At 41.7% G+C, this 23,409-nt stretch carries 21 protein-coding genes; 1 reads left to right on the top strand and 20 read right to left on the bottom strand.

The window, feature by feature from the left end; genetic code table 11:
• Positions 1-244: 244 nt before the first annotated feature.
• Positions 245-853 carry a hypothetical protein gene (locus LXO72_RS01775; protein WP_233331330.1) on the bottom strand — a complete coding sequence of 203 codons (609 nt, stop codon included), beginning with the start codon at positions 851-853 and terminating at the stop codon, positions 245-247.
• 229 nt (positions 854-1,082) lie between these two features.
• Between LXO72_RS01775 and LXO72_RS01770 the strand changes: the two genes are divergently transcribed.
• Positions 1,083-1,778, top strand: coding sequence for a VIT1/CCC1 transporter family protein (locus LXO72_RS01770; RefSeq protein WP_117744435.1), 696 nt, complete (start codon positions 1,083-1,085; stop codon positions 1,776-1,778).
• 453 nt (positions 1,779-2,231) lie between these two features.
• On the opposite strand, the gene LXO72_RS01765 is transcribed toward LXO72_RS01770, so the two are convergent.
• The 19 genes from LXO72_RS01765 to LXO72_RS10180 all read right to left on the bottom strand — a co-directional run bounded on the left by LXO72_RS01765 (position 2,232) and on the right by LXO72_RS10180 (position 23,201).
• Positions 2,232-2,771 (bottom strand): NADPH-dependent FMN reductase, encoded by a 540-nt coding sequence (locus LXO72_RS01765; RefSeq protein ID WP_233331329.1) that lies wholly within the window; start codon positions 2,769-2,771, stop codon positions 2,232-2,234.
• A gap of 148 nt (positions 2,772-2,919) precedes the next feature.
• Positions 2,920-3,771: a VOC family protein gene (locus LXO72_RS01760; protein ID WP_233331328.1), complete on the bottom strand. Its 852-nt coding sequence runs from the start codon at positions 3,769-3,771 to the stop codon at positions 2,920-2,922.
• A 239-nt stretch (positions 3,772-4,010) separates the two neighbouring features.
• Positions 4,011-7,055 (bottom strand): type I restriction endonuclease subunit R, encoded by a 3,045-nt coding sequence (locus tag LXO72_RS01755; protein WP_123159061.1) that lies wholly within the window; start codon positions 7,053-7,055, stop codon positions 4,011-4,013.
• 54 nt (positions 7,056-7,109) lie between these two features.
• Positions 7,110-8,918, bottom strand: a complete 1,809-nt coding sequence (locus LXO72_RS01750; RefSeq protein WP_123159060.1) for a restriction endonuclease subunit S — start codon at positions 8,916-8,918, stop codon at positions 7,110-7,112.
• Positions 8,915-10,486, bottom strand: coding sequence for a type I restriction-modification system subunit M (locus LXO72_RS01745; RefSeq protein WP_123159059.1), 1,572 nt, complete (start codon positions 10,484-10,486; stop codon positions 8,915-8,917). Before LXO72_RS01745 ends, LXO72_RS01750 begins: the two co-directional genes overlap by 4 nt.
• A gap of 118 nt (positions 10,487-10,604) precedes the next feature.
• Positions 10,605-10,970 carry a TIGR02328 family protein gene (locus LXO72_RS01740; RefSeq protein ID WP_123159058.1) on the bottom strand — a complete coding sequence of 122 codons (366 nt, stop codon included), beginning with the start codon at positions 10,968-10,970 and terminating at the stop codon, positions 10,605-10,607.
• The gene (locus tag LXO72_RS01735; protein WP_123159057.1) at positions 10,971-11,348 is read right to left on the bottom strand and encodes a YbgA family protein; all 378 of its coding nucleotides are present in this window, start codon (positions 11,346-11,348) and stop codon (positions 10,971-10,973) included. It abuts the gene before it with no gap.
• Between the two features lie 393 nt (positions 11,349-11,741).
• Positions 11,742-13,610 carry an ABC transporter ATP-binding protein gene (locus tag LXO72_RS01730; protein WP_233331327.1) on the bottom strand — a complete coding sequence of 623 codons (1,869 nt, stop codon included), beginning with the start codon at positions 13,608-13,610 and terminating at the stop codon, positions 11,742-11,744.
• Positions 13,600-15,348, bottom strand: coding sequence for an ABC transporter ATP-binding protein (locus tag LXO72_RS01725; protein ID WP_233331326.1), 1,749 nt, complete (start codon positions 15,346-15,348; stop codon positions 13,600-13,602). The genes LXO72_RS01730 and LXO72_RS01725 overlap by 11 nt, the downstream gene beginning before the upstream one ends.
• 285 nt (positions 15,349-15,633) lie before the next feature.
• Entirely contained in the window at positions 15,634-15,801 is a 168-nt protein-coding gene (locus LXO72_RS01720) for a hypothetical protein (protein WP_233331325.1), read from the bottom strand.
• Positions 15,802-16,048: 247 nt separating this feature from the next.
• A complete protein-coding gene (locus LXO72_RS01715) occupies positions 16,049-17,194 on the bottom strand; it encodes an FtsX-like permease family protein (RefSeq protein ID WP_233331324.1) in 1,146 nt (381 codons plus the stop codon).
• 3 nt (positions 17,195-17,197) lie between these two features.
• Complete coding sequence (locus LXO72_RS01710) at positions 17,198-17,878, bottom strand: ABC transporter ATP-binding protein (protein ID WP_233331323.1); 681 nt, start codon at positions 17,876-17,878, stop codon at positions 17,198-17,200.
• Positions 17,875-18,450: a TetR/AcrR family transcriptional regulator gene (locus LXO72_RS01705; RefSeq protein WP_233331322.1), complete on the bottom strand. Its 576-nt coding sequence runs from the start codon at positions 18,448-18,450 to the stop codon at positions 17,875-17,877. Before LXO72_RS01705 ends, LXO72_RS01710 begins: the two co-directional genes overlap by 4 nt.
• 150 nt (positions 18,451-18,600) lie before the next feature.
• Positions 18,601-19,524 (bottom strand): aldo/keto reductase, encoded by a 924-nt coding sequence (locus LXO72_RS01700; RefSeq protein WP_233331321.1) that lies wholly within the window; start codon positions 19,522-19,524, stop codon positions 18,601-18,603.
• 253 nt (positions 19,525-19,777) lie between these two features.
• The gene (locus LXO72_RS01695) at positions 19,778-20,992 is read right to left on the bottom strand and encodes an ABC transporter permease (RefSeq protein ID WP_123159049.1); all 1,215 of its coding nucleotides are present in this window, start codon (positions 20,990-20,992) and stop codon (positions 19,778-19,780) included.
• Positions 20,989-21,882 carry an ABC transporter ATP-binding protein gene (locus LXO72_RS01690; RefSeq protein WP_013903836.1) on the bottom strand — a complete coding sequence of 298 codons (894 nt, stop codon included), beginning with the start codon at positions 21,880-21,882 and terminating at the stop codon, positions 20,989-20,991. Before LXO72_RS01690 ends, LXO72_RS01695 begins: the two co-directional genes overlap by 4 nt.
• Positions 21,883-21,893: 11 nt before the next feature.
• Positions 21,894-22,667, bottom strand: a complete 774-nt coding sequence (locus LXO72_RS01685) for a DUF3169 family protein (RefSeq protein ID WP_233331320.1) — start codon at positions 22,665-22,667, stop codon at positions 21,894-21,896.
• 2 nt (positions 22,668-22,669) lie between these two features.
• Positions 22,670-22,879 (bottom strand): helix-turn-helix transcriptional regulator, encoded by a 210-nt coding sequence (locus LXO72_RS01680; RefSeq protein WP_003002675.1) that lies wholly within the window; start codon positions 22,877-22,879, stop codon positions 22,670-22,672.
• Positions 22,880-22,892: 13 nt separating this feature from the next.
• The gene (locus tag LXO72_RS10180) at positions 22,893-23,201 is read right to left on the bottom strand and encodes a hypothetical protein (protein ID WP_061455075.1); all 309 of its coding nucleotides are present in this window, start codon (positions 23,199-23,201) and stop codon (positions 22,893-22,895) included.
• Positions 23,202-23,409 lie beyond the last annotated feature (208 nt).

Raw genomic sequence — 23,409 nt, 5'->3', positions numbered from 1 at the left:
GGGACAGAAATCGGTAATTCGTTAGAATTCGATTTCGTCGTCCCACCTCCGCACAGTTGAGTAGGGCTGTAAAAGCTGATGAAATCAGCGTAGTAGAGCCCACTCAACCACTGCGTCTTGCTCGACAATCCAAAGTCAATTGAGAGGCTAGGACTTTTGTCCCAGCCTCTCACTCTTTTATTCATTTCGATTTTGATTCAATCTATAACTGCAGAAACTAAGTTCCCACAGAGAAGATAGGGGTTTAGCTAGTCAAACCTCCAACAAACTTATAAGCAGTTACCAAAGCATTTGTCATCGTATCACGGGTTGCTTTGAAGGCCTCAATAAAGGCTGCACGGTGCTCTTCTGGGAAAAGCGTTGTATCATCTCCAAATTGAGTCAGTGTTTCATTCACAGAAGCCAACTCTTCATCCATCTTTTTGATACCAGGTTCCAAGGTCTTAAAGTAAGATTCTTGTTCAGATTTTGGCAACTTTTCTCCCAATTCATTGGCATGCTTCTTATAATTTTCAGCTAGTTTTGCATAAAGACCCTTGATATCACCGATTGTTTTCGCATTTTCAATTTCTTGATCTGTCACCAAAACAACTTCTGGAGCTGTTGCTTGAGCGCCAGAGCCTGATGAAGACTGGCTGGAAGAGCTACTTGTATCATCCGTCAACTCAAATTTCTTTGATGAAAATGATTTCTTCTTAGATGAGGAAGTTTTCTTAGAGGAAGAAGATTTCTTTTCCACCTTGCTAGAAGATTTCTCTGAAGAAGACTCTGGTTTTGCAGTTTGATTTCCCGAACATGCGACCAAGGTCAAGACTGAAAGCAAAGTGATTCCACTTGCGACTAATTTTTTCATGGTTCTCTCCTATAAATATTTTTGCTTTTGTAAATTATATCTAAAATCATTTCGAATGTCAAAACACTATAATATCTATATTTCCCTCTCTTACCTTAGGATTAACTCAGGATTAAATGGTCATTAGACTTTTCTTAAATTGTCGGACTTTTATCATTTGGGACAAAAGACTTGCAAACTGATAAATATTTAATTATAATCATTCTAAATAAGAAATCAGGAGACAAGTATGACTGAAACAAAACATGGGGTTGATGCCTCTTTTAACGACCGCTTAAATATCTTACGGGCTGGAGTGCTCGGTGCCAATGATGGCATTATCTCAATCGCTGGAGTTGTCATTGGGGTTGCCAGTGCGACCAGTAACCTCTGGATCATCTTTCTATCTGGCCTTTCTGCAATTCTAGCTGGTGCCTTCTCTATGGCAGGTGGTGAATACGTGTCTGTATCAACTCAAAAGGATACAGAAGAAGCTGCTGTGAGTCGAGAACAAGCCCTTTTGGACCGCGATCCAAAAGCTGCACGCGACTCCCTCTACGCAGCCTATATTCAAAATGGGGAATGCGAAACAGCTGCTCAAATCATGACCGAGCGGGCCTTTCTCAAACACCCTCTCAAGGCCTTGGTGGAAGAAAAGTATGGCCTAGAGTTTGAAGAGTTTACCAATCCATGGCATGCGGCTATGTCTAGCTTTGTTGCCTTTGTCCTCGGATCTCTTCCTCCCATGCTGTCCATCCTTCTCTTTCCCAAAGAAATCCGAATTCCCGCAACGGTGATCATCGTAGCCCTTTCCCTTCTCTTTACTGGCTACACCAGCGCCAAGCTAGGAAAAGCCCCAACCAAGCAAGCCATGATCCGTAACTTGGTCATTGGACTACTTACCATGGGTGTAACCTATCTCTTCGGACAATTGTTTAGTATTTAAAAAAGCTGAGACAGCAGTCTCAGCTTTTGAAGATAAAATCTTCAAAAAAACTTTCCTTAGGTGAGTACGGACGTCAGCGAACTTCATAGAAGTTCCATGACTTAGTTTTGGACCTAAGGTTCCAAAACTCCCGAGTGCCTGAAACAATTGTGTTTCAGGTACTTTGCACACAGCGGAAAGTTTTAGATCTTCTTAAATGACTAAAAATAGAAGTCATTATATTGAAGAATCATCTAGATAGTTTACGTAAAAAGTAGTTTCTCTACATTCTAAGAGGCTGGGACAAAAATCCTAGCCTCTCAATTGTCTTTGGATTGTCGAGCAAGACGCAGTGGTTGAGTGGGCTCTACTACGCTGATCACATCAGCTTATACAGCTCTACTCAACTGTGCGGAGGTGGGACGACGAAATCGAATTCTAACGAATTACCGATTTCTGTCCCACTCTCTTTTCTTATGCTTCCAATAAAGCTTGGGCTTGTTTTTCTAAGCCTGCGATTGCTTCGTCTGTCAAGACCAATTCGCCTGTTGCCCAGGCTTCTGGGTTAACGGTTGTTCCTGTGAAGTCTCCCACTACTTGGGTACGAACGAATGGTAAGAGGGCTTGGTAGGCTGCAAACATTGGCTCGTGTCCAGCATTAGCAACTGAAGAGACTGTTACGATCTTGTCTTGAAGAGCAGATGGGCCACGAGTTTCTGAAAGATCAAGGGCACGGCTGAGCCAGTCGATCAAGTTTTTCACCACACCTGGAATGGCAAAGTTATAGACTGGTGAGAAGATCCAGATGGCGTCCGCAGCAAGGACTGCATCACGCGCTGCTTGCACCGCTGGCAAAGTTGGCGTTTCCAAATCTTGGTTCATCATCGGGATGTCCTTGTAGTCCAAGTACGTCACTGTTGCTTTTCCTTCAAGAAGGCTTTCTGCTTTCTCAGCCATTTGTTGGTTGAATGATTCTTGACGAAGAGATCCGACGATAAATAAAATGTTTTTCATAGATGTTTCTTCTTTCTGTTGTAATATCATTTATTACAATTACTATTCTACACGACCCAGGTATAAAGTCAAGAATTACATCTTGAATATTACTAATTCTTACTATTTTTTTATTTTTTCTCTCAAAAAGACAGATTTATCAAGCTTTCTAACCCTTTCTGACACGTGTTACAATCCCATCTGGGTCTGTAAACTCGAGCTCGCTTGAGGTCAACCAGTTGACAGGTGCCTCCTGCTCTTTTGCTCGCTCTGCAATGGCAACCAAGTCTTTTTTCTTTTCTACTTGGATGACGTAATAGGCAAGTCCAGGAAGCTGGGCTTCTCGTTTGGCCAAGTGCTTGCCACCCCACTCATTGACTGCCAAGTGATGGTGGTAGTCACCCGAAGCGATCCAGCTGGCTGATGGAAGAGTAAACTTATCCGATAATGCCAGCACCTTTTGGTAAAAGGCTGACGCTACTCGACTATCCCTTACGGAGAGGTGGATATGTCCCATGCGGGTATCGGACGCTATCTGGAAGGGCACTACTTTGCGCCCCATTTCATAGATTTCTTGAGCAGAGAGTTCCTCTGTCACCCCGATGATGCGACCATCCTCACGGATATCCCAGTCCGCCACTGGCTTATCCCGGTAGAGCTCGATACCATTGCCCTCTGGGTCCTCGAGATAGAGGGCTTCACTGTAGCCATGGTCCGCAGCCCCGACAAAGGGATAGTCCAGCTCAGCAATATGCTTGAAGACATCCGCCAAGTCCTCTCGACTAGGTAGGAGAATGGCCATGTGATAGAGACCATAGCTAGCTCTAACAGATTCAGACCGGTCCGTTTGGATGAGATGGACCAAGGACTTGCCCCCAGCCCCAAGGAGGACCTCCTTCTCCGACTGAGACAACATCTCTAAGCCCAAAATTTGGGTGTAAAAAGCAGTCTGGCGCGCCAAATCCTTCACATTGAGCACAGCTTCTGCCAAGTAAATCTTGCTATTGTAGGCGTAGGCCATAGTTTTCTCCTTTTCGTTTTTGTTTTGTTGTAACATTTTATATTACATCATTATACACTCTTTTTTCAAAGAAGCAAGAAAAATAACTCGACAAAAAACCCTCCTTAGAAAACTAAGGAGGGTAAGAAGTTAACCAAGTGGATATAAGATAACTGTAATTATTAACAAAGGAGAATAAACTTCACTCAAATTTTCATCCAAGAAGCTTTTAGTACAAATAGTTAATGATTAATAATCAATTAGATTCCAGAATAAATATCAACCAGGTTTTGAATTTTATGAAGGATATCTTGTTTCTTACGTTCACGAGCTCCTTGTCTACGAGAAGTTGGTGGAATAATCGAATCCAACTCAGCTCCACTATTCTCAGCATAACCTCGTTGAATAGATCGATCAATGAATAATTGATAATCTTTTACAAGCTTTTCAGACTCTGCCAATTCACGAATAGCGACTGCTTTACGTTCTTTACCATAAGCATAGAAGGCATTGATAATCTCATCATGGTCTTTCAGACTCGCTAAATCAGTATCACTAATGAACCCAATAACCAACTCTTCCTTAGCACGAATATCAATACTTGAGCGGATGACACGGCTAACTTCAGCTTTCATTGCTTCTTTAGACTCAGAGTTCTTCGATTTTTCGACAATCAAAGCAAGGATATAGTCTAGATTAATCTCATCTGTTTTTAAGAGTTCAATCTCAAATTCAATATCTGAAAGGTCAACACCTAAGTCTTTTGTTCTTTCATAATTTTTAAGGTTTAAGAATTCATCTCGAATTTCTACATAAGAACTTCTTAAATCTTGGAGATACCCTTCCGAAATAGGCTTGTCGGTTTCTTGAAATTCATCATAATTTCGAAGGACGTTATCAAGCTTCAGAAACTCACCGAATAACTTAACAAATTCTTTTTTATCATGCTCTGTTTCAATTTCTTGTGGATTAGGGAATCTTTCCAGAATTTCCTGACAGACTTCTGTATAACCTTTGACCTTAACACCCGTTACCTGATCCACGAAACCATCCATGTATTCGCTAAAACTTTTTTCTAAGATAATATCAAGTTTATTGGTATCCCCAAAGGTTTTAATAGCTTCTTGAGTGGCCTTTTCTAAATCACGGAAACATACGATATTCCCAAATGGTTTAACCTTGTTAAAAATTCGATTGGTTCTAGAAAAAGCCTGAATCAAACCATGATAACGTAGATTTTTATCAACAAAGAGAGTATTCATGGTTGGAGCATCAAATCCTGTCAAGAACATACCCACTACAATCAGCAAATCCACTTCCTTGGACTTTACTCTTTTAGAAAGGTCACGATAGTAATTTTGAAACTCTTTCCCATCAGTCGAAAAGTTGGTCTTGAACATTTGATTATAGTCGTGGATTGCCTTAGAAAGAAACTCTTTAGATGAAAGAGGCATAGTTGCATCTTGAGGATCTAGCTCTTCATCTTGAATCTCGCCATAAGCTGACTGTTCTTCATTAGGCGCAAAGCTAAAAATAGTCGCGACCTTCAAACGCTTAGCTTCTGGTATTTCTGCTTGTTGTCTCTGAAGTTCTTCATAGTATAATTTCGCGGCTTCAATACTTTGTACAGCCAGCATGGCATTAAATCCAGACAGTTGTTTTTGTTTATGAGTATAGTGTTGATTTCGATGCGTCTTATCATTATAAACTCTCAAAAGGTACTCTGTGATAGTTGCTATCCGTTCTGGATGCAAAAGGAGTTCCTTCTCCATCTTTTTGAGCTTCTTCTCATCAAGCTCTCGGCCGACTGCTTTTTCCGCTTCTCTATACTTATTTATTTCAGGTTTGATATAGTTATAGTCAACCTTGAATTTCAACACTTTTTTATCTCGGATAGCATCTGTAATAACGTAGTTATGAAGTTGTTCGCCAAAAACCTCTTGTGTTGTTTCTCCCGTTAAGCTATTTTCTGGGAAAATCGGAGTCCCAGTAAATCCAAATAAGGCATACTGTTTAAAAGCTTTTTTAAGCCGTTTTTGTGCTTTCCCAAACTGAGAGCGATGACATTCATCAAAGATTAAAACACATTTTTTACTATAGATTTCATGGTTTGGATTCGCAGTGATGAATTTATTTAACTTTTGAATGGTTGTGACAACAATTCGATCATCATTTTCTTCAATACTACGTTGGAGTTCTTTTGTATTGTTACTACCATTGACTGAATTTGGTTGGAATTTTTGATATTCCTTCATGGTTTGATAGTCAAGGTCTTTTCTATCCACCACAAAAATCACTTTATTAATATAGTCCAACTCCGTTGCTAAACGAGCGGTCTTAAAGCTGGTCAAAGTTTTCCCTGAACCTGTCGTATGCCAGATATAGCCACAAGCATTAATCGTACCGAAATTCTTCATTTCATTTGTGGAATGAATCTTTCGTAAAATACTCTCTGTTGCAGCTATCTGATATGGGCGCATGATGAGTAAGGTATTATCCGCATCAAAGACACAATACTTGGTCAAGACTTCCAAGAGGACTCGCTTACTCAAGAAAGTGACAGTAAAGTCTTCTAAATCGTGAATGGTTTTATTTTTACGGTCTGCCCATTCACAGGTGAATTCATAATGATTTTTATTTTGAGCTGTCGTATTTGCAAAGTAGCGTGTATAAGTTCCATTAGAAATGACAAAAATTTGAATGTATTTGTATAAAGAATTTTCACTATTGAAGCTTTCCTTACTATATCTATGGATTTGTTCAAAAGCTTCTTTTAGACTAACCCCGCGTCTTTTCAATTCAATCTGAACTAAGGGAAGACCGTTAACTAAGATGGTTACATCATATCGATTAGTGTGACTTCCCATCTGAGTCACTTGGTTGATGACTTGCATACTATTGTTATGAATATTTTTCTTATCAATGATAAAAATATTCTTAATTCGTCCATCATCAAAGACAAAGTCATAGATAAAATTTTCTTGAATTTTTCGAGTTTTTTCAACTAATCCTTCATTGGGGCAGTCTAAATACTCTACTACAAAGCGATCCCACTCAGCATTCGAAAAAGTCACCTTATTAAGTTTTTCAATTTGCATCTTGGCATTTGCTAAGAGCTCTTCAGGTGTATGAATATTTAAGCGTTCATAGTTGAGATGATTCACCAAATCAGAAATCAACTGATTTTCTAAATCAGCCTCTGACTGATATTCTCGATCCGTGCGATACTCTGGTTGATACTCAGCCAAGAGAATCCCTTCATTTGTTTCCGCAATTACTTCATGTACTTTTGAATAATCAACCATGGTATGTTCCTTTTTTGTTTTAATTGAGATTCAATCTCACATTGATTAAAGACTTTATCTAGTAAAGGTTAATAATTGTTCTCGCCAGTATTCATACTGTTTCTGTCTTAGTTCGATTTCTTTTGGAAGGCCCTCAGAAAGAGAGTTAGTTAAGGTGTTGAAATGGTCAAGAATGGAGACAATTCTTTCTTGTTCTGTAATGGATGGTAAGTAAAAAGTCATTTTATCAATAGCATCCTTAGATAATCTCGGAATACTTGCCTTTCGAACTTGCGATTTGAGTCTATCTTGCTTACTTAACAAGACATAGTACATAAATTTATCAGAAATATTATCTGACGTCTCTAATGTGTACACATCATCTGCTGCCCAAAAGTCCGTATCACAATATCCTATTTCACCAGCCGCTCCTGCACAAATCACAAAACTAGTATTTTTCACTCTGTTTGCTTCGGTATAATATCCCAAAGGCGTCAAACTGTTTTGATAAACTGGAAAACTTCCTGAAGTAGTTAGCTGATTTCTAACAAGACGCTTCCCACGTTGTAAACTGATGACTTGTCCTAACTTCACCCGAATTGGACCAAATACCCAATTTAAGAGCCTAATGATGTCTTGTCTGTACTGTACTGTACTGTCAGTGTACTCGCCTTCGGCGACGAATGTCAAGAGTTTTTCTCGGAAATATTCGTACTGTTTTTGACGTAGCTCAATCTCCTTAGGCAGTCCAATATTTAAGTCGTTACAAACCATATCAAAGTTGTCCAGAACTTGAACAATACGAGACTGGATTTCTAAAGAAGGTATTGGGATTTTTACATTTTTCAAACTATTCGCATTAAACTGGGGCTGACCTGCCTTTGAAACCAAATTATTAGCCTGTTTCCAGTACAATTCACTCTTTGAAAAGTGCCAATAGTATCTCGAATTTAACTTCTCTGATGGAGTAATTTTTATTAAGAAAGAGGCATACGCGCTAGTTTCAGCAGTATCAATAAATAAAGTTTTACCATAAGTAGCACCCGTTCTAGCCATCAATAAGTCACCATGTTTTACTAGATAGTTTCTAGATTCTTCGGTTAAAGAAATATACTTTTTATCATTCGACTTGAGATAACCATTTTCATCAATATCAGTAATTCGAATAAATCTAATATCTCCCGTCTCTTTCGCTTTATCAGTATAGCCATAATTAAATCTAGCCACTTCTCCTAGAGTCTTCCACTCAACCTGGTATACCTCATCCTCAAATGATAAGAGTTTATCTCGATAATAAGAATATTGCTTTTTACGTGAGGTCAATTCTGAGGTCAATTCTGAGGTCAATTCTGTAACATACTCAGTCATTTTGTCAAGTATCTGCACGATTTTTTCTTGAATTTCTAGAGGAGGAATTGGGATTTTAATCTTTGATAGATTTTTAGGATAAAGCTCTATAACTTTAGTGCCAATTACTTGTTTTTCTTTCTGTTTTTGAAAGAAAATAGATTGCATATAATAGTTTATATACTTTGGATTTTCATTCGTTTTTATTATACAAGAATGACCTCCAATGCATACATCACCATCTCCCAACCAAACAATAGATTTTCCTACATCTTCTATATTTTCACTAGTTGTCGCTACAATAATATCGCCAGTTTGTGCTTTTTTCAACTTTTCAGACAAAGAAATAGAGACAAATGATTTCGTTTTATATACATAACTACTGTAATATGTATATATTTGTCCATAATGAATACAAGGTATGCCTTCATCTACAAAATCTTTTTTCTGTAACCCATTTCCTCTGACAATTTCGCACACTTCCCCTAGCTCTTTCCACTTAACGGGGCAGTTTTGAATTTCTTCTAGGATGTTCATAATTTACCTCCTAGTTCCTCTACAATCTTATCTATCTCTGCACGCAAGTGGTCAATTTTAGCAACAGTCTCAGCGATTTCTTTATTAAGCTCATTAATATCAATCTTCTCACGTGTATCTTCTTGTTCAACATAGGTAGAGACAGAAAGGTTGTAATCCTGCTCTGAACCTATCACTTCATTATCAACAAGAGCTGCTTTGTAGTCTACACTTTGATAATTAGTAAATAATTCAACGATATGGTCGATATTGTCATCCGTCAAGACATTGTTATTGGTCTCTTTTTTGAACTCCTTACTCGCATCGATAAAAAGTGTTTTATTTTCTAGTTTATTCTTCGCCAACACTAAAATCGTGGTTGCGATAGAGGTTCCAAAGAAGAGATTATCAGGCAGAGCAATCACTGCTTCAACAAAGTTGTTATCTACTAGATACTGACGAATGGTCTTCTCAGCACCTCCTCGATAAAAAATGCCTGGGAAACATACAATGGCTGCTCGACCTCTGTTAGACAAGTGGTTGAGACTATGCATGATAAAGGCAAAGTCAGCTTTTGACTTAGGAGCTAGTTTACCAGCTGGTGCAAAACGGTCATCGTTGATGAGAGTTGGGTCTCCATCTCCCACCCATTTGACAGAGTAAGGAGGGTTTGAAACAATCGCATCAAACGGTTTTTCATCCAAATGTTGAGGATTTAAAAGGGTGTCTCCTCGCTTAATATCGAAGTTATTGTAGTTGATATTGTGCAAGAACATATTCATACGAGCCAAGTTGTAGTTGGTCATATTGATTTCTTGACCAAAGAAACCATCCTCCAAAATATGGTCTTCGTATTGTTTTTTCATCTGTAACAAGAGAGAGCCCGACCCACATGTTGGGTCGTAGACCTTGTTAATCTTATCCTTACCAACCATCACCAAACGAGCAAGTAATTTAGAAACTGTCTGAGGAGTGAAGAATTCACCACCACTTTTACCAGCATTACTCGCATAGTTGGAAATCAAGAACTCATAAGCATCCCCAAAGGCATCAATGTCATTTTCCTCAAAGTTGCCAAAGTTAATGCTATTGATACCATTAAGAATATCAGAAAGACGTTTATTTTTCTCTGGAACAGTTCCACCAAGAATGTTACTTCGTGTGTCCAAGTTATCAAATAAACCTTTGATATCATCCTCAGACTTGAATCCAATCGCCGACTTCTCAATATCTTGGAATATCTTAGCTAAATCTTCGTTTAAATTTTCATTTTGTGAAGCATTCTTGACGACATTCTTAAACAATTGACTTGGAAGAATAAAGAACCCCTTATCCTCAACTGTCCCTGGTTTGAAATCTCGCTCAGCTTCTTGATCACTCAAATCAGCATAACGAAATTCTATATCTCCAGCCTCATGCTCAGCATGATCAAAATAGTCTGCCATGTGCTCAGAAATAAAGCGATAGAAAAGAATTCCCAGTATGTACTGCTTGAAATCCCAACCGTCAACAGCTCCACGAACATCGTCCGCAATCGCCCATATTTTTCGATGAAGCTCCTTACGCTCTGCACTTTCTTTATTTGCCATTTTTACTTTCCTTAATTAATGTATTATCCTTTCTATTTTATCATATTTCAGATACTAAAAACCATTAGTAATAATTTGATTACGAATGGTTTAACTTACATTTTTACTTAATCAATAATTAGTCTAATTGAATCCCTTTTTCTGTCAGATTCTCCAGGCATTCTTGGAGGTAAGTAGCCTGGTGCTCGGGATAGATGGGGGTGTTCAAAGCTTCCTTTTCCAATTCTGGATAGGCTGGGCAGGTCTTGCCTCGGTAGGTCGGCTCCCACCACTCTGGGCTGACCTTGTATCCTCTAGCGGTCATCTCCTCCATGATCAGGCGGTGATAGGCATAGAGGCGATAAGGCGAGTAGTCAAAGACATAGTTGACCGTCGCATGCTTCTTGCCCCAGCCATTGCCTCTCAGAGCGCAGCATTCTCGGTGTTGGCCCAGGAGCTGGGGGCGTGGGAGTTTGGGAATCAAGTCTTGGTGCCAAAGTCTCATCTATTGGCCTCCTAGTAGCGTCGAATCTTGTAAATAGCGATTAGGGTAGCGCTCAAGGAGATTTTGGATCCCCTTGATAAGGTCCTCTTGGCTAGCTTGGCCATGCTGGTACTTCTCAAGTAACAACATGAAGTCCGCCTTTTCCTCTGCAGTCGCCTGCTTTTTGAAATAGCCCCAGATATGCTGGAAGGCATTGGAGACCTGGCCACGATTTTCCGGTAAAGCCAGCGCTTGCTGGATCAAGCCCTCAACCTGGCTGACCTCTACCCGGTCTTGCTTGAGGTATTCCCGAATTTCCTTGTAGATATTACTAGAACGACTCAGCACCAGGTATTTATTTTTCGCCCATAGGACTTGGCAGTGATGTTTTTGATCCACTCTTGTCTCCTTTTGATCTTCTCTATGAATAGTCCTCCCATTATACCATGGAAATGAGTGAAGTCATAAAAAGAGAGTGGGACAGAAATCGGTCATTCGTTAGAATTCGATTTCGTCGTCCCACCTCCGCACAGTTGAGTAGGGCTGTAAAAGCTGATGAAATCAGCGTAGTAGAGCCTACTCAACCACTGCGTCTTGATCAACAATCCAAAGACAATTGAGAGGCTAGAACTTTTGTCCCAGCCTCACGGAAATTTTGAAACTATAGGTTCAAAACTAAGTCATGGAACTTCTTCGAAGTTCGCTGACATCCGATCTCACCTAAGGAAAGTTTCAAAGACAACATTATCCATAAGCAAAAAGCCTGAGCCAACGCTCAGACTTTTTTTTGTGTTAATCAATTTCAAGACCACCGGTGTAGAGGCGGTAATAAGTCCCGCGTTCTGCCATCAAGGAAGCGTGGTTGCCTCGCTCGATGATGCGTCCCTTGTCCATGACCATGATCACGTCCGAGTTGACAATGGTAGAGAGACGGTGGGCGATGACAAAGACGGTCCGTCCGGCCATCAGACGATCCATCCCCTCTTGAACCATCTTCTCTGTCCGTGAGTCAATCGAGGAGGTCGCTTCATCAAGGATCAAGACCGGCGCATTGGCCAAGGCAGCACGCGCAATGGCTATCAGCTGACGTTGACCGTTGGATAGACCAGCTCCATCATCGCTCAAGACAGTATCGTAGCCTTGGTCCAAATGTTTGACAAAGGAATCCACATTGGCAATGCGAGCTGCTTCCAGGATTTCCTCCCGGGTCGCATCTGATCGACCATAGGCGATATTTTCTGCGATCGTTCCAGTGAAGAGGTGGGTATCCTGCAAGACAATCCCTAGCGAACGACGGAGCGAAGCCTTCTCGATCAGCTTCACATCGATACCATCATAGGTGATAGATCCTGATTGAATATCGTAGAAACGGTTGATCAAGTTGGTAATGGTGGTCTTCCCTGCTCCTGTCGCGCCGACAAAGGCCACCTTTTGACCCTTGTCCGCATAGAGGTTGATATCGTAGAGGATTTGGTTCTTATCATTGTAAGAGAAGTCTACATTGTTAAAGACGACATTTCCGACCAGTTTGACCAGTTCATAGTCTCCATTTTCCCGCGGGTGTTTCCAAGCCCAGAGGTTGGTCTTCTTATCAGTGATGACCATGCGACCATCAACCTCTTCATAGTTGACCAAGGTCACTTTCCCTTCATCCACTTCGACTTCTTCATCCAAGAGATCAAAGATCCGATCTGCCCCAGCTAGAGCCATGAGGACAAAGTTCAACTGTTGCGATACTTGAGTGATAGGCCCGTTGAAGGAACGGTTAAGCTGGAGAAAGGCCATGAGGCCACCAATGGTGAGGCCACTGATCCCATTCAAGGCGAAGATCCCTCCGACCAATGAGGTCAAGACGAAGGAGACATTTCCAAGGTTCCCCAAAATCGGCATCAGGACATTGGCATAGCGGTTGGCTTGGTAGGATGTTTCAAAGAGTTGGTCATTGATCCGCTCAAAGGCTTCAATACTTTCCTCTTCGTGGACAAAGGCCTTGACCACTTTTTGACCAGCCATCATCTCTTCGATAAAGCCATTTTCAATCCCTAGGTTCTTTTGCTGATCGGCGAAATAGCGACCAGACTTACCAGAGATATCCTTGATGACATAGGCCATGACGCCGACCATCGAAAGAACGAGAAGGAAAAGAAGAGGGCTAATCATGATCATGCTGAATGCTACACCGATGATCGTGATGGCAGATTGTAAGAGCTGCGGGATAGATTGCTCGATCGCTTGGCGAAGAGCGTCGATGTCATTGGTATAGATAGACATGATATCCCCGTGCTGGTGGGTATCAAAGTACTTCACAGGGAGCTTCTGCATACGGGCAAAGAGCTGGTTCCGCAGAGAGCGCAATGTATCCTGAGATACTGTCGCCATAATGAGGGAGAAGCCATAGTTGGCCAAAACTCCCACCACTCCAATCACTGCTAATGTCGATAAGAAAGTTAAGAGGGGGCCAAAATCCTTGCTTCCACTATCCAGCATGGGTTGGATATATTGGTCCACCAAGGCTCGGATGGAGGACGTAATATAGACCGTAGAGAGGGAGGCTGTCACGATAAGGGCAGCTGCTAAAAGAAGGACGAACTTATACTGTTTCCACATGTAGGCCAGTAGGCGCACGAGCGAGCCCCAGCCAGCTTTTTTCTTATTCTGCATCTGCTTGTCCTCCTTTCCCTTGGGTTTGCATGCCATAGACTTCACGGTAGATGGCATTGGTCTCAATCAAGTCGTGGTGAGTACCAATCGCATCGATCTTACCATCATTCATGACCACGATCCGGTCTGCATCTTGGATAGAAGAGATCCGTTGACCAATGATGATCTTGGTCGTGTCTTTAAGACTGGTAGCCAATCCTTGACGGATCAGGCTATCGGTCTTAGTATCGACAGCCGAGGTCGAATCATCCAAGATCAAAATCTTTGGATTCGTCAAGAGAGCACGGGCGATACAGAGACGTTGGCGCTGACCACCTGAGACATTGGCTCCACCACGTTCGATCATGGTGTCATAGCCATCCTTAAAGTTCTGGATAAATTCATCCGCTTGAGCAATCTTACAAGCTTCCATGATTTCTTCATCCGTCGCGTCCTTATTTCCCCAGCGCATATTTTCCTTGATAGTACCAGAGAAAAGGACATTGGTTTGAAGCACCATGGCTACTTGCTTGCGCAAATGATCCAAATCATAGTTTCGCACATCCTGACCAGCGACCTTGACGCTACCTGACTCCACATCATAGAGACGAGGGATGAGCTGGACCAGACTAGACTTACCAGAACCAGTCCCCCCAAGGATCCCGATCACTTCACCCGAGCGAATGCTGAGGTTGATATCGGACAAGACATGGGTCTTGTCGCCATTTTCATCCGTGTAGGCGAAGTCCACATGGTCAAAAGTAATAGAACCATCTGCTACTTCTGTCAGACCGTTCTCCGGAGAGACGATGGTTGACTCTGTCCCAAGGACTTCATTGATCCGCTCTACAGATGCCATAGAGATCGAGAGCATAACGAAGATCATCATAAACATCATGAGGGACATAAGGATGGTCATGACATAGGCAAACATAGACGTCAGCTCACCAGTCGTAAAGCTTCCACCCACGATGAGTTGTGCCCCGATCCAAGAGATCAAGATAAAGGAAGCATACAAGGACAACATCATGGCTGGACCACTCAAGATCACGATACGAATAGCCTTCATAAACATGTTGTAGATCAAGCGGGAAGCCTTCTTAAACTTAGCAGTCTCTTCTTCTTCCTTGACATAGGACTTGACTACGCGCATATTGGTGATGTTTTCCTGGATACTGTTGTTCAAGTTATCATAGGCATCAAAGACCTTGGTAAAGAGTGGAAAGACAAGCTTAGTGATCAACCCCAAGACCAGCCCCAAGAAAAGGGTAATCCCTACAAAGATACTAGTCATCTGCGGATTAATCAAGTAGCTGGCAGCAATAGCAAAGATCAGATTGAGCGGTGCCCGCACACAGATCCGGATCACCATCTGATAAGAGTTCTGCACATTGGTCACATCCGTCATCATCCGGGTTACCAGACCACCTGAGGAGAAACTATCGATGTTTTCAAAGGAGAAGGTTTGGATCTTCTTGAAGATCGCCTTCCGTAGGTTCTTAGCAAAGCCAGCTGAAGCAAAAGCCCCGTAGCGAGCCGACTGCATCCCACAGAAAAGAGAGAGAAAGGCGAAGACCAACATGAGGAGACCATAGGTGAGAACAGTGGTCATATCCCCCCTATGAACCCCTTTGTCCAGAAGCGTCGCCATAATGAATGGAATAGAAATCTCAAACATGACCTCAAACACCATATAGAGTGAGGCTAGAATAGAGGGTTTCTTATATTCCTTGATTTCAGCAATCAATGACTGAAGCATAGTTACCTCCTAAAAATACTAGTTAGTAATCCTTTCTTTAGCTGGCCGTCCATCTCCGAACAAAGAAACAGTCCTTCGTTCTGAGAGGATTGTGCCTACAAAAGAAAGCTATAGAAAGAGAAAGCGCCCTGACAGCGTTACTGTAGGGACGACTTTCATTATTCATACTATTTAGTATAGAGGAATATGGAAGAAAAATCAAACATTTAGGTAACATCACTAAAGAATATTCCAATTTGGCCAGCTTGAAACCTAGTAAGCCAGATTTCTATTTAAACCGTATTCCTATTCACTCGTACTGAGGGACACCCAGCTCAAGGTTGCAGCCCCAATACCAACCACAAACTGCAAGAGGATCCCTAAGAGATAAAGGAGCATTTGTTGCGCCAGATTAAGTAAAAGACCCCTTTCAGGTCCTGCCAGTAGTTCCGTTTCATGATGTATCATTTCCATTCTATTATTCCCTTAGAATAGCGGAAAAGCCCCTCTCTGTCAATGAGTTTTACAAGAAAAGAGAGTGGGACAGAAATCGATCATTCGTTAGAATTCGATTTCGTCGTCCCACCTCCGCACAGTTGAGTAGGGCTGTAAAAGCTGATGAAATCTGCGTAGTAGAGCCCACTCAACCACTGCGTCTTGCTCGACAATCCAAAGATAATTGAGAGGCTAGGACTTTTGTCCCAGCCTCTTTCTATTTATTTTATTCAGCTAAAAGCACTTCTTTAATGGTTTGTTTTTGGAGTTTTCTGTTGGAGAGATAAAAGAGACTTTCATAAATCACAGCAAAACCGATCAAGGTCCAAAAGCACACGTTCCCATCAAAGTTGTGCTCAATCTTTTCAGGAACCGTGTCTTTGATCACACCGATCAAAATTTCCATGATGCCGTATTGATAAACCGTCCCAAGAACAAACCCTAGATAGGCCCAGAAACGATAGGGAGAGAGAATATGACTTTGGCATTCACGATCGGTGTAGCCAAAGGCCTTCATCAAGGCCAAGGTTTCACGACTTTCTGAGACCACAATTCCCAATGACAAAAAGAGAATAGAGAAAGAAAGGATCAAGCCAATCATAATCATCATAGCTTGGATGATGTCATCTGTGTAGTCACTTAGGCCAAAGGACAATTGAACCATGGCAGCGAAACACATGGAGCCAAAGACTACAAAAAATAAGATCGATTTTCTACCCCACATCAGCGACGAAGACAGCTCTTTTAGGAAGGATTTCTCTTTCTTTGGAGCACTCTTTCTCCTTTTGACCTTGATCGGTGTTGGAGATTTTTTCAATAAGCGAAGGGCCGGCGTTTGTAGTTGTCTTCTAGCATAGCCAACCGCAAGAACCATAAAGAAAAGCGTTGGCAGTATTACCAAAGCAACTAAGAGTTGCCAATGAAAATGAATAGTAATTTCTGGCAAAATCCCCTTCTCGTTGCGGAAGTCATAAAAATGTCCCATCATGAGAAAGGAAGCGAAATAGCCAAGAAGCGCTCCAACTCCAAAACTGAGTCCAAAGGCCCAAAATCGTTTAGCCAACTGGCCATTGCTATAACCCAAGGCCTTTAAAATTCCTAATTGTTCCTTGTGGTCATCTACAAATTGTTTAATATAAAAGCACATGAGAAGGATCGACGTCAAGGACAAGACGACTCCACTGACCATGGCCACCATCCAAGATAGCGAAACTTGGGCATCATAGTAGGTCGTAATCATCGGATTGGTTTTAGAAATCTCCAACTGCTCAATATCAAGATAAAAATTCAAGAAGAGATTGGCCACAAAGACCGCACAAGCACCAATGATACTGACGACAACTAATTTTCGAATATCTTTTATTGAAAACATGGCTTACCATCCAATCTCATAGGCAGTCTGAGGCTGATCATTGGTCACCACTTCAGTAATCTTGCCACTATTGACACGAATGATGGTTCTTGCCATATCCGCAATATTTTGGTTGTGCGTCACCATGATTAGGGTAAAGCCTAGCTTTTCCTTCAACTTCCAGATATAGTCGAGAATCTTCCGGCCTGTTTCTTCATCCAAGGCCCCCGTCGGCTCATCTAAGAAAAGAATCTCTGGCTTTTTGGCCAAGGCACGAGCAATAGACACTCTCTGCTGTTCCCCACCAGACAATTCACTCGGATACTTGTCTAGCTTATCACCAACCCCCAAATCTTCGATAATCTGCAAAAAATCATGATTGTTTGCCAGGTCAGCTCCCATTTTTACATTCTGTCTGACCGTCAGATTAGGCAATAAAAAATACTGCTGAAAAATAAAGGCTATCTTCTCACGTCTAAAGGCTGTCAATTGAGCATCTGTAAGTTGCGATAAATCCCGTCCTTGGATAAGAATATGCCCCTCGTCTACCTTTTCTAATCCGGATAATACGTTTAAGAGAGTTGACTTGCCCGATCCAGAAGGGCCTAGGATAACCACATCATCCTGGTCTTGAATCTGCAGATCAATCCTCTTTAAGACCTTGGTTTGGCCATAGCTTTTGTGAACATTTTCTAGTTGAATCATTTCTTTCCTACCATTTCTTTGATGAGAGATTGACAAACTTCTGTCAATAATCCAATCACTTCTTCCATGCTGAACTGATAAATACCAGAAGCAACCATAGAAGCCATCCCGTGTGAGTAGATAAATAGATGCTGGTACAAGCGGCTAGCCTCCTCTAACGTCAACGGATAGTCTGCAACAATCGAATCCAGAACCAATTGGTAACTATGATCCTTGATGGGAAGAAAATCTTGAAAGCGACCAATCGGATCTTTGCTTGGATTTTGGAAAAGCAATTGAAAAAGTTGGGGCTCTTTTGAAGCGAACAGGATATAAGCAACCCCGACAGATCGAAAGGGCTTCTCATCTTCTAAGGCTTTGCGAATATACTCCACCACTACCATTTCCGCAGCAACAATAACCTCTGCTTGTAACTCAGACATATTAGCAAATTGCCCAAAAATGACTCTTGGTGTGGCTCCCAGTTTCTCCGCTAATGCCCTAGCCGTCAAACTAGCCAGGCCCTCTTCTCTCACCAATTGTAAAGCCGTCCCAATCATAGTCTCTTTACTAAATTTAACCTTTGGTGGCATAAGACTCCTTTCGCGCAACGGTTGTTGCGCAACATTTGTTGCATAAAGAATACCATAACAAAGGAAGAATTGTCAAGAAAAATCCGTAAAGCATAAAACAAAAAAACCAGCCCACTGATAGAAGTGAAGTCTGGTCTACTAATAAATATTCTATGGCAGATCATTACCCGCAGCCAGGTAGATTTGGTACCATTCCTTACGCGTTAGGGTTACTGTTGCTGCTTTCCCTGCTTCAAGGACATGCTGGGGTTTGGTCGTTCCGATGACGGCCTGCATCTTCCCTGGATAGCGGAGGACCCAAGCAAGGGCGATTGCTGTCGGAGTGACCTGATATTTCTTCGCCAAGTCATTAAGGACATGATTGAGAGCCGCAAACTCTTCCTTACCGACAAAATTCCCCTTGAAATAGCCATGCTGAAGGACAGACCAGGCTTGGATCACCGTATCTGTTAAGCGACAATACTCAAAAACACTGCCATCTCGCACGGCTGCTTTTGGCCCTTCCATATTGACATGAAAACCAGCTTCAAAGCTAGGCGTAAAGGCGGCACTCAACTGCAACTGGTTGACCTTGAGTGGTTGTTTAACAGCTGTTTTGAGCAATTCCATCATCATAGGATTTTGATTGGACACCCCAAAATGACGGACCTTGCCCGCTTGCTCCAAGTGATCAAAAGCTGCTGCTACTTCTTCAGGCTCCATGAGAGCATCCGGTCGGTGAAGGAGGAGACTATCTAAGCGCTCGATCTGTAGACGCTCGAGGATGCCATCGACGGAGTCCAAAATATAGTCCTTAGAAAAATCAAAATAGGTAAAGCCGTCTTTGCGAATGCCACACTTGGACTGGATCCACATCTGATCCCGAAGATCCGGACGGCGCTTGAGAACCTTACCCAGCAGGATCTCACACTGGCCATCGCCATAGATGTCCGCCAGATCAAAAGTGTTGATCCCAATCGATAAGGCTGCCTCCACTAAGGCCTCCACCTCATCTTCACTCATCTGGCTGATCCGCATCATCCCAAGGATAATCGTGGACAGACGCTCATTTTCAGAAAACTCAATATAGTTCATGTCCGCCTCCTTTTCATTCTACTTTCATTATAAAGTAAAGAAGACCAAACAGCAACGATTTCACAAAGCAAAGAGACTGGGACAAAAAGTCCTAGCCTCTCAATTGTCTTTGGATTGTCGAGCAAGACGCAGTGGTTGAGTGGACTCTACTACGCTGATTTCATCAGCTTTTACAGCCCTACTCAACTGTGCGGAGGTGGGACGACGAAATCGAATTCTAACCAATTACCGATTTCTGTCCCACTCTCCTCTTTTAACGATAGCTTAAAGCTTTTTTAACAGTCTTGACCAAACCTAAATCATCTGTTTGTAGGATGAGGCTAGAATAGATTTTTCCAATGATCATGGTGCCGAGGAGCGTGAAGGCTAAGGCAATTCCGAATGAACCCCATGATTCAAGTCCACTTGCATAGCCATTAATCGTACGGAAAGGCATGAAGAAGGTTGAAATGAATGGAATGTAGGATCCAATCTTCAATAGAGGGACATCTCCTGCGCTACCCAAGGCAGTCACTCCAAAGAATCCAACCATCACTAACATCATCAGAGGAGAGAGGGCCTTTCCTGTATCTTCTGGACGAGCAACTGTTGAGCCTAGGAAAGCTGAAAGAACAACGTACATGAAGATTCCGAGAATGATAAAGAAGAAGGTGTTCAAGGAAATAGATTGTCCAATATGTTGAGTGATAGGAGAGTCTGGAGATAAAATATCTTTTACAAGAGGAATGGAATCTCTAAACATCCAAACGCCTCCCAAGCCGACTGCATAGATACCAATATGGGTAAAAATTACTCCAAAAAGACCAATCATGCGAGCATAGAAATAGTGAGTTGCACGAATGCTTGAGAAGACCACTTCCATGATCTTGGTTCCTTTTTCACTAGCTACCTCTTGAGCAGTGATACTTGAATAAAAGATCAGAATCATGTAAAGAAGAAAACCGATTCCTCCAGCTACCATGGTTTGCACCATTTTTAGCCCTTCTTTCTTCTCATCAATTTTTTCAGTCAATGAGACCTGTTGCGAAAGGGCTGTTAACTGCTCTTGGCTTAAGTCCGCCTTAGAAACATTGAGCATTTGTTGGACCTGACTCAATTTTGCCATAAGGACTGATTTGAAATCTGGCTTCATGGCATCCTCACTCTGGTAGCGAGCCTCTAGCTGGCCATCCTTTTCTTCAACTGTGAGGATTCCCTTGATTTCTTCCTCTTTCATGGCCTTCTTAGCTGCTGCTTCATCCTTATAGTCAAAGGTCAAGCCATCAGTTCCTTTCAAGCCTTCCTTGACAGGAGCTTGATCTGTAATCAAGGCAATGTTGCTTTTAGCAGAGGTAGAAGAGCCAACGAAGTAGTTTATTCCGATCGTCAATCCAATGAAGAGAAAGGGAGAAAGAACCATCAGGAAAAAGCTCCATGATTTCACTTGGCGTAAATAAGTTTCTTTGATAACAATCAGCATCTGTTTCATACTTCTACTCCTGATTCTAATTTAAAGATTTCATCAATGGTTGGGGCTTGTTGGTCAAAGGTTGCTAGATAGCGACCCTTGGTCAACTGGTCAAAGAGGTCTGGACCAGCTGTCTCATCATCCAAGACCAACTTCCATAGACCTTGCTTGGTCATGGTCACCTTGGTCACGTGAGGCAGCACTTCCAACTCCTCTTTACTGAAGTCATTGGATACGAAGAGACGAGTCTTCCCGAAGCTATTGCGAACTTCTTGTACGGGACCTGAAAGAATCACAGATCCATCACGAATCATAACCAACTCATCACAGAGTTCTTCCACATTGGTCATGACGTGGTCAGAGAAGATAATGGTGGCACCGCGTTCTTTTTCTTCAAAAATGACCTGCTTAAGCACTTCTGTATTGACAGGATCCAGTCCACTAAACGGCTCATCCAAGATGATCAATTTTGGCTCATGGATCATGGTAATGATCAATTGAACCTTTTGCTGATTCCCTTTTGAAAGGCTCTTAATCTTATCGGTTAATTTCCCTTTTACTTGGAGCTTTTCCATCCAAATTGGAAGTTTCTCCTTGACCTCAGCAGTTGACATTCCTTTGAGATTAGCAAGGTAACGGACTTGCTCGTAGATAGTCAACTTAGGCATGAGGCTCCGCTCTTCTGGCAGGTAGCCGATTTCCTTATAGGTTTCTTGACTGATTGCTTGGCCATCCAATTGGATATCGCCACTGTAGTCAAGGAAGCGGAGGATACTATGGAAGATGGTGGTCTTCCCTGCTCCGTTCTTCCCGATCAAACCTAAGATAGATCCTTTTTTCGCAGTCAAGTCAATCCCGAACAAGACTTGCTTCTTGCCAAAACTCTTTTCTAAATTTCTAATTTCTAACATAGAAAACTCCTCTACTCTTTATAGTAACGTTTGGTAATCTTGTACTGAGAGACCAAGATATAGACATAAATCAGTGATACAACTACTAATGCTAACAAGATATCTGTCTGGAATGTAATCCCAACTAAGAATATCGCCATTAAGGAAATCGGTAAGACATAATTGCTTAACTTGAAAACAATGTCGAAGTTCTCCTCGTAGCAAATTTGTTTTTCTGCTTCATCCATCATACTCATTATTAATTCACGGACTTCTGCTCCGCTAGAATTGCGTGGAATCGCTTTTCCATAAATCTGTTTAAACGTCTTCCGAAACTGATGTTCCAATCCAAAAGTAAGGAGGAGGAGTCCAAGGAAAATAAGCGGGATGGTGTATTTTCCAAGGATACCTGTCAGTTTTTCTTCATAGACTAGTTTTTGGCAAGAGAAGAAAATCACTAGTAGATAGGGAACAATCATGACGCCTTTGAAAATCGTAGCCAAGTCATAGATTCTTCTCGTTTGGCTTTCATAACGGTAGGCTTCGTCTTCGTCATCGGTCGCCTCCATCATTTGATAAGACTGACGAGACGAGAAAAGATAGGTAGACGCAATTCCGAAAATTATCAGATATAACATGATAGAACCTATATAAAGCATATCTCGATCAAATAACTTTTGGAATTCAATTGGATGGTCAGCACCAAAATATCCTGTCAAAAAGCCGATGATGACACCTAATAAGATCATGGCTACATTTCTCCAAAAACGAAAACGGGCTGACCTCTCTTTTAACTTCTTTTTCACTTTTATTCCTCTCCCTCTACTAGACTAAAAACATTCTCCACCGGTTCCTTGAAAATCTGGGCGATGGTGATAGCAATGATAACCGAAGGGGTGTATTCCCCTCGCTCCAAGAGACTGATGGACTGGCGCGAGACCCCTGCTAGCTTAGCTAGCTCGGATTGGTTGAGCCCATCACGCGCCCTCAGCTCTTTCAGTCGATTTTTTAAGATCATGGCTTTCGCCCCCTTATAGTTGAATACCTTGAATATCTTCGATGCGAACTAATTTTGTCTCTCTTTGTTGTTTATTATTCACACGAGTCAGTTTGACCCAATCTTCGTCGATATCCAAAATTTCATACTCGAACCCAACACCACTCACTGTAACAGTGGCCGTTTGGCCTTTCAATTCTTCTAAAATTCTAGACATGTCTTGATTTCCTTTCACTTGTTTTTCTAATCGTCTAATGCGTTTGTTCAACCTTTTAATCTTCTTTTCTGAGCTCGCATAAACCATAATCAGAAAAGGGATAAAAAGAATCCATATGGCTCCCATAAGAAACCTCCCCTTCTTTCAACTAAAATCATTGTAACACTTCTTTTTCTTTTTGACAAGTATATTTGTCAAAAAAATAAAAATATTTGTCAAAAATAGAAAGATGGTTGACATGGATATTTTGAATCCTTAAAGGAATTTCTTTATTTTTATAGGGTTTTAAGCTCTATATCAAGTAAATTCTGTAAGAAAAAAACAGCTGAGAAAT

It is taken from the genome of Streptococcus sp. XMC (genome assembly GCF_021341835.1).
GTDB lineage: Bacteria > Bacillota > Bacilli > Lactobacillales > Streptococcaceae > Streptococcus.
Note: the sequence above shows the minus strand (reverse complement) of the source record. Positions and strands in the feature narration are given on the sequence as shown.

Coding starts and splice junctions, on each gene's coding strand:
- LXO72_RS01775 (WP_233331330.1), bottom strand. CDS start 853: ATGAAAAAATTAGTCGCAAGTGGAATCACTTTGCTTTCAGTCTTGACC.
- LXO72_RS01770 (WP_117744435.1), top strand. CDS start 1,083: ATGACTGAAACAAAACATGGGGTTGATGCCTCTTTTAACGACCGCTTA.
- LXO72_RS01765 (WP_233331329.1), bottom strand. CDS start 2,771: ATGAAAAACATTTTATTTATCGTCGGATCTCTTCGTCAAGAATCATTC.
- LXO72_RS01760 (WP_233331328.1), bottom strand. CDS start 3,771: ATGGCCTACGCCTACAATAGCAAGATTTACTTGGCAGAAGCTGTGCTC.
- LXO72_RS01755 (WP_123159061.1), bottom strand. CDS start 7,055: ATGGTTGATTATTCAAAAGTACATGAAGTAATTGCGGAAACAAATGAA.
- LXO72_RS01750 (WP_123159060.1), bottom strand. CDS start 8,918: ATGAACATCCTAGAAGAAATTCAAAACTGCCCCGTTAAGTGGAAAGAG.
- LXO72_RS01745 (WP_123159059.1), bottom strand. CDS start 10,486: ATGGCAAATAAAGAAAGTGCAGAGCGTAAGGAGCTTCATCGAAAAATA.
- LXO72_RS01740 (WP_123159058.1), bottom strand. CDS start 10,970: ATGAGACTTTGGCACCAAGACTTGATTCCCAAACTCCCACGCCCCCAG.
- LXO72_RS01730 (WP_233331327.1), bottom strand. CDS start 13,610: ATGCAGAATAAGAAAAAAGCTGGCTGGGGCTCGCTCGTGCGCCTACTG.
- LXO72_RS01725 (WP_233331326.1), bottom strand. CDS start 15,348: ATGCTTCAGTCATTGATTGCTGAAATCAAGGAATATAAGAAACCCTCT.
- LXO72_RS01720 (WP_233331325.1), bottom strand. CDS start 15,801: ATGGAAATGATACATCATGAAACGGAACTACTGGCAGGACCTGAAAGG.
- LXO72_RS01715 (WP_233331324.1), bottom strand. CDS start 17,194: ATGTTTTCAATAAAAGATATTCGAAAATTAGTTGTCGTCAGTATCATT.
- LXO72_RS01710 (WP_233331323.1), bottom strand. CDS start 17,878: ATGATTCAACTAGAAAATGTTCACAAAAGCTATGGCCAAACCAAGGTC.
- LXO72_RS01705 (WP_233331322.1), bottom strand. CDS start 18,450: ATGCCACCAAAGGTTAAATTTAGTAAAGAGACTATGATTGGGACGGCT.
- LXO72_RS01700 (WP_233331321.1), bottom strand. CDS start 19,524: ATGAACTATATTGAGTTTTCTGAAAATGAGCGTCTGTCCACGATTATC.
- LXO72_RS01695 (WP_123159049.1), bottom strand. CDS start 20,992: ATGAAACAGATGCTGATTGTTATCAAAGAAACTTATTTACGCCAAGTG.
- LXO72_RS01690 (WP_013903836.1), bottom strand. CDS start 21,882: ATGTTAGAAATTAGAAATTTAGAAAAGAGTTTTGGCAAGAAGCAAGTC.
- LXO72_RS01680 (WP_003002675.1), bottom strand. CDS start 22,879: ATGATCTTAAAAAATCGACTGAAAGAGCTGAGGGCGCGTGATGGGCTC.
- LXO72_RS10180 (WP_061455075.1), bottom strand. CDS start 23,201: ATGGGAGCCATATGGATTCTTTTTATCCCTTTTCTGATTATGGTTTAT.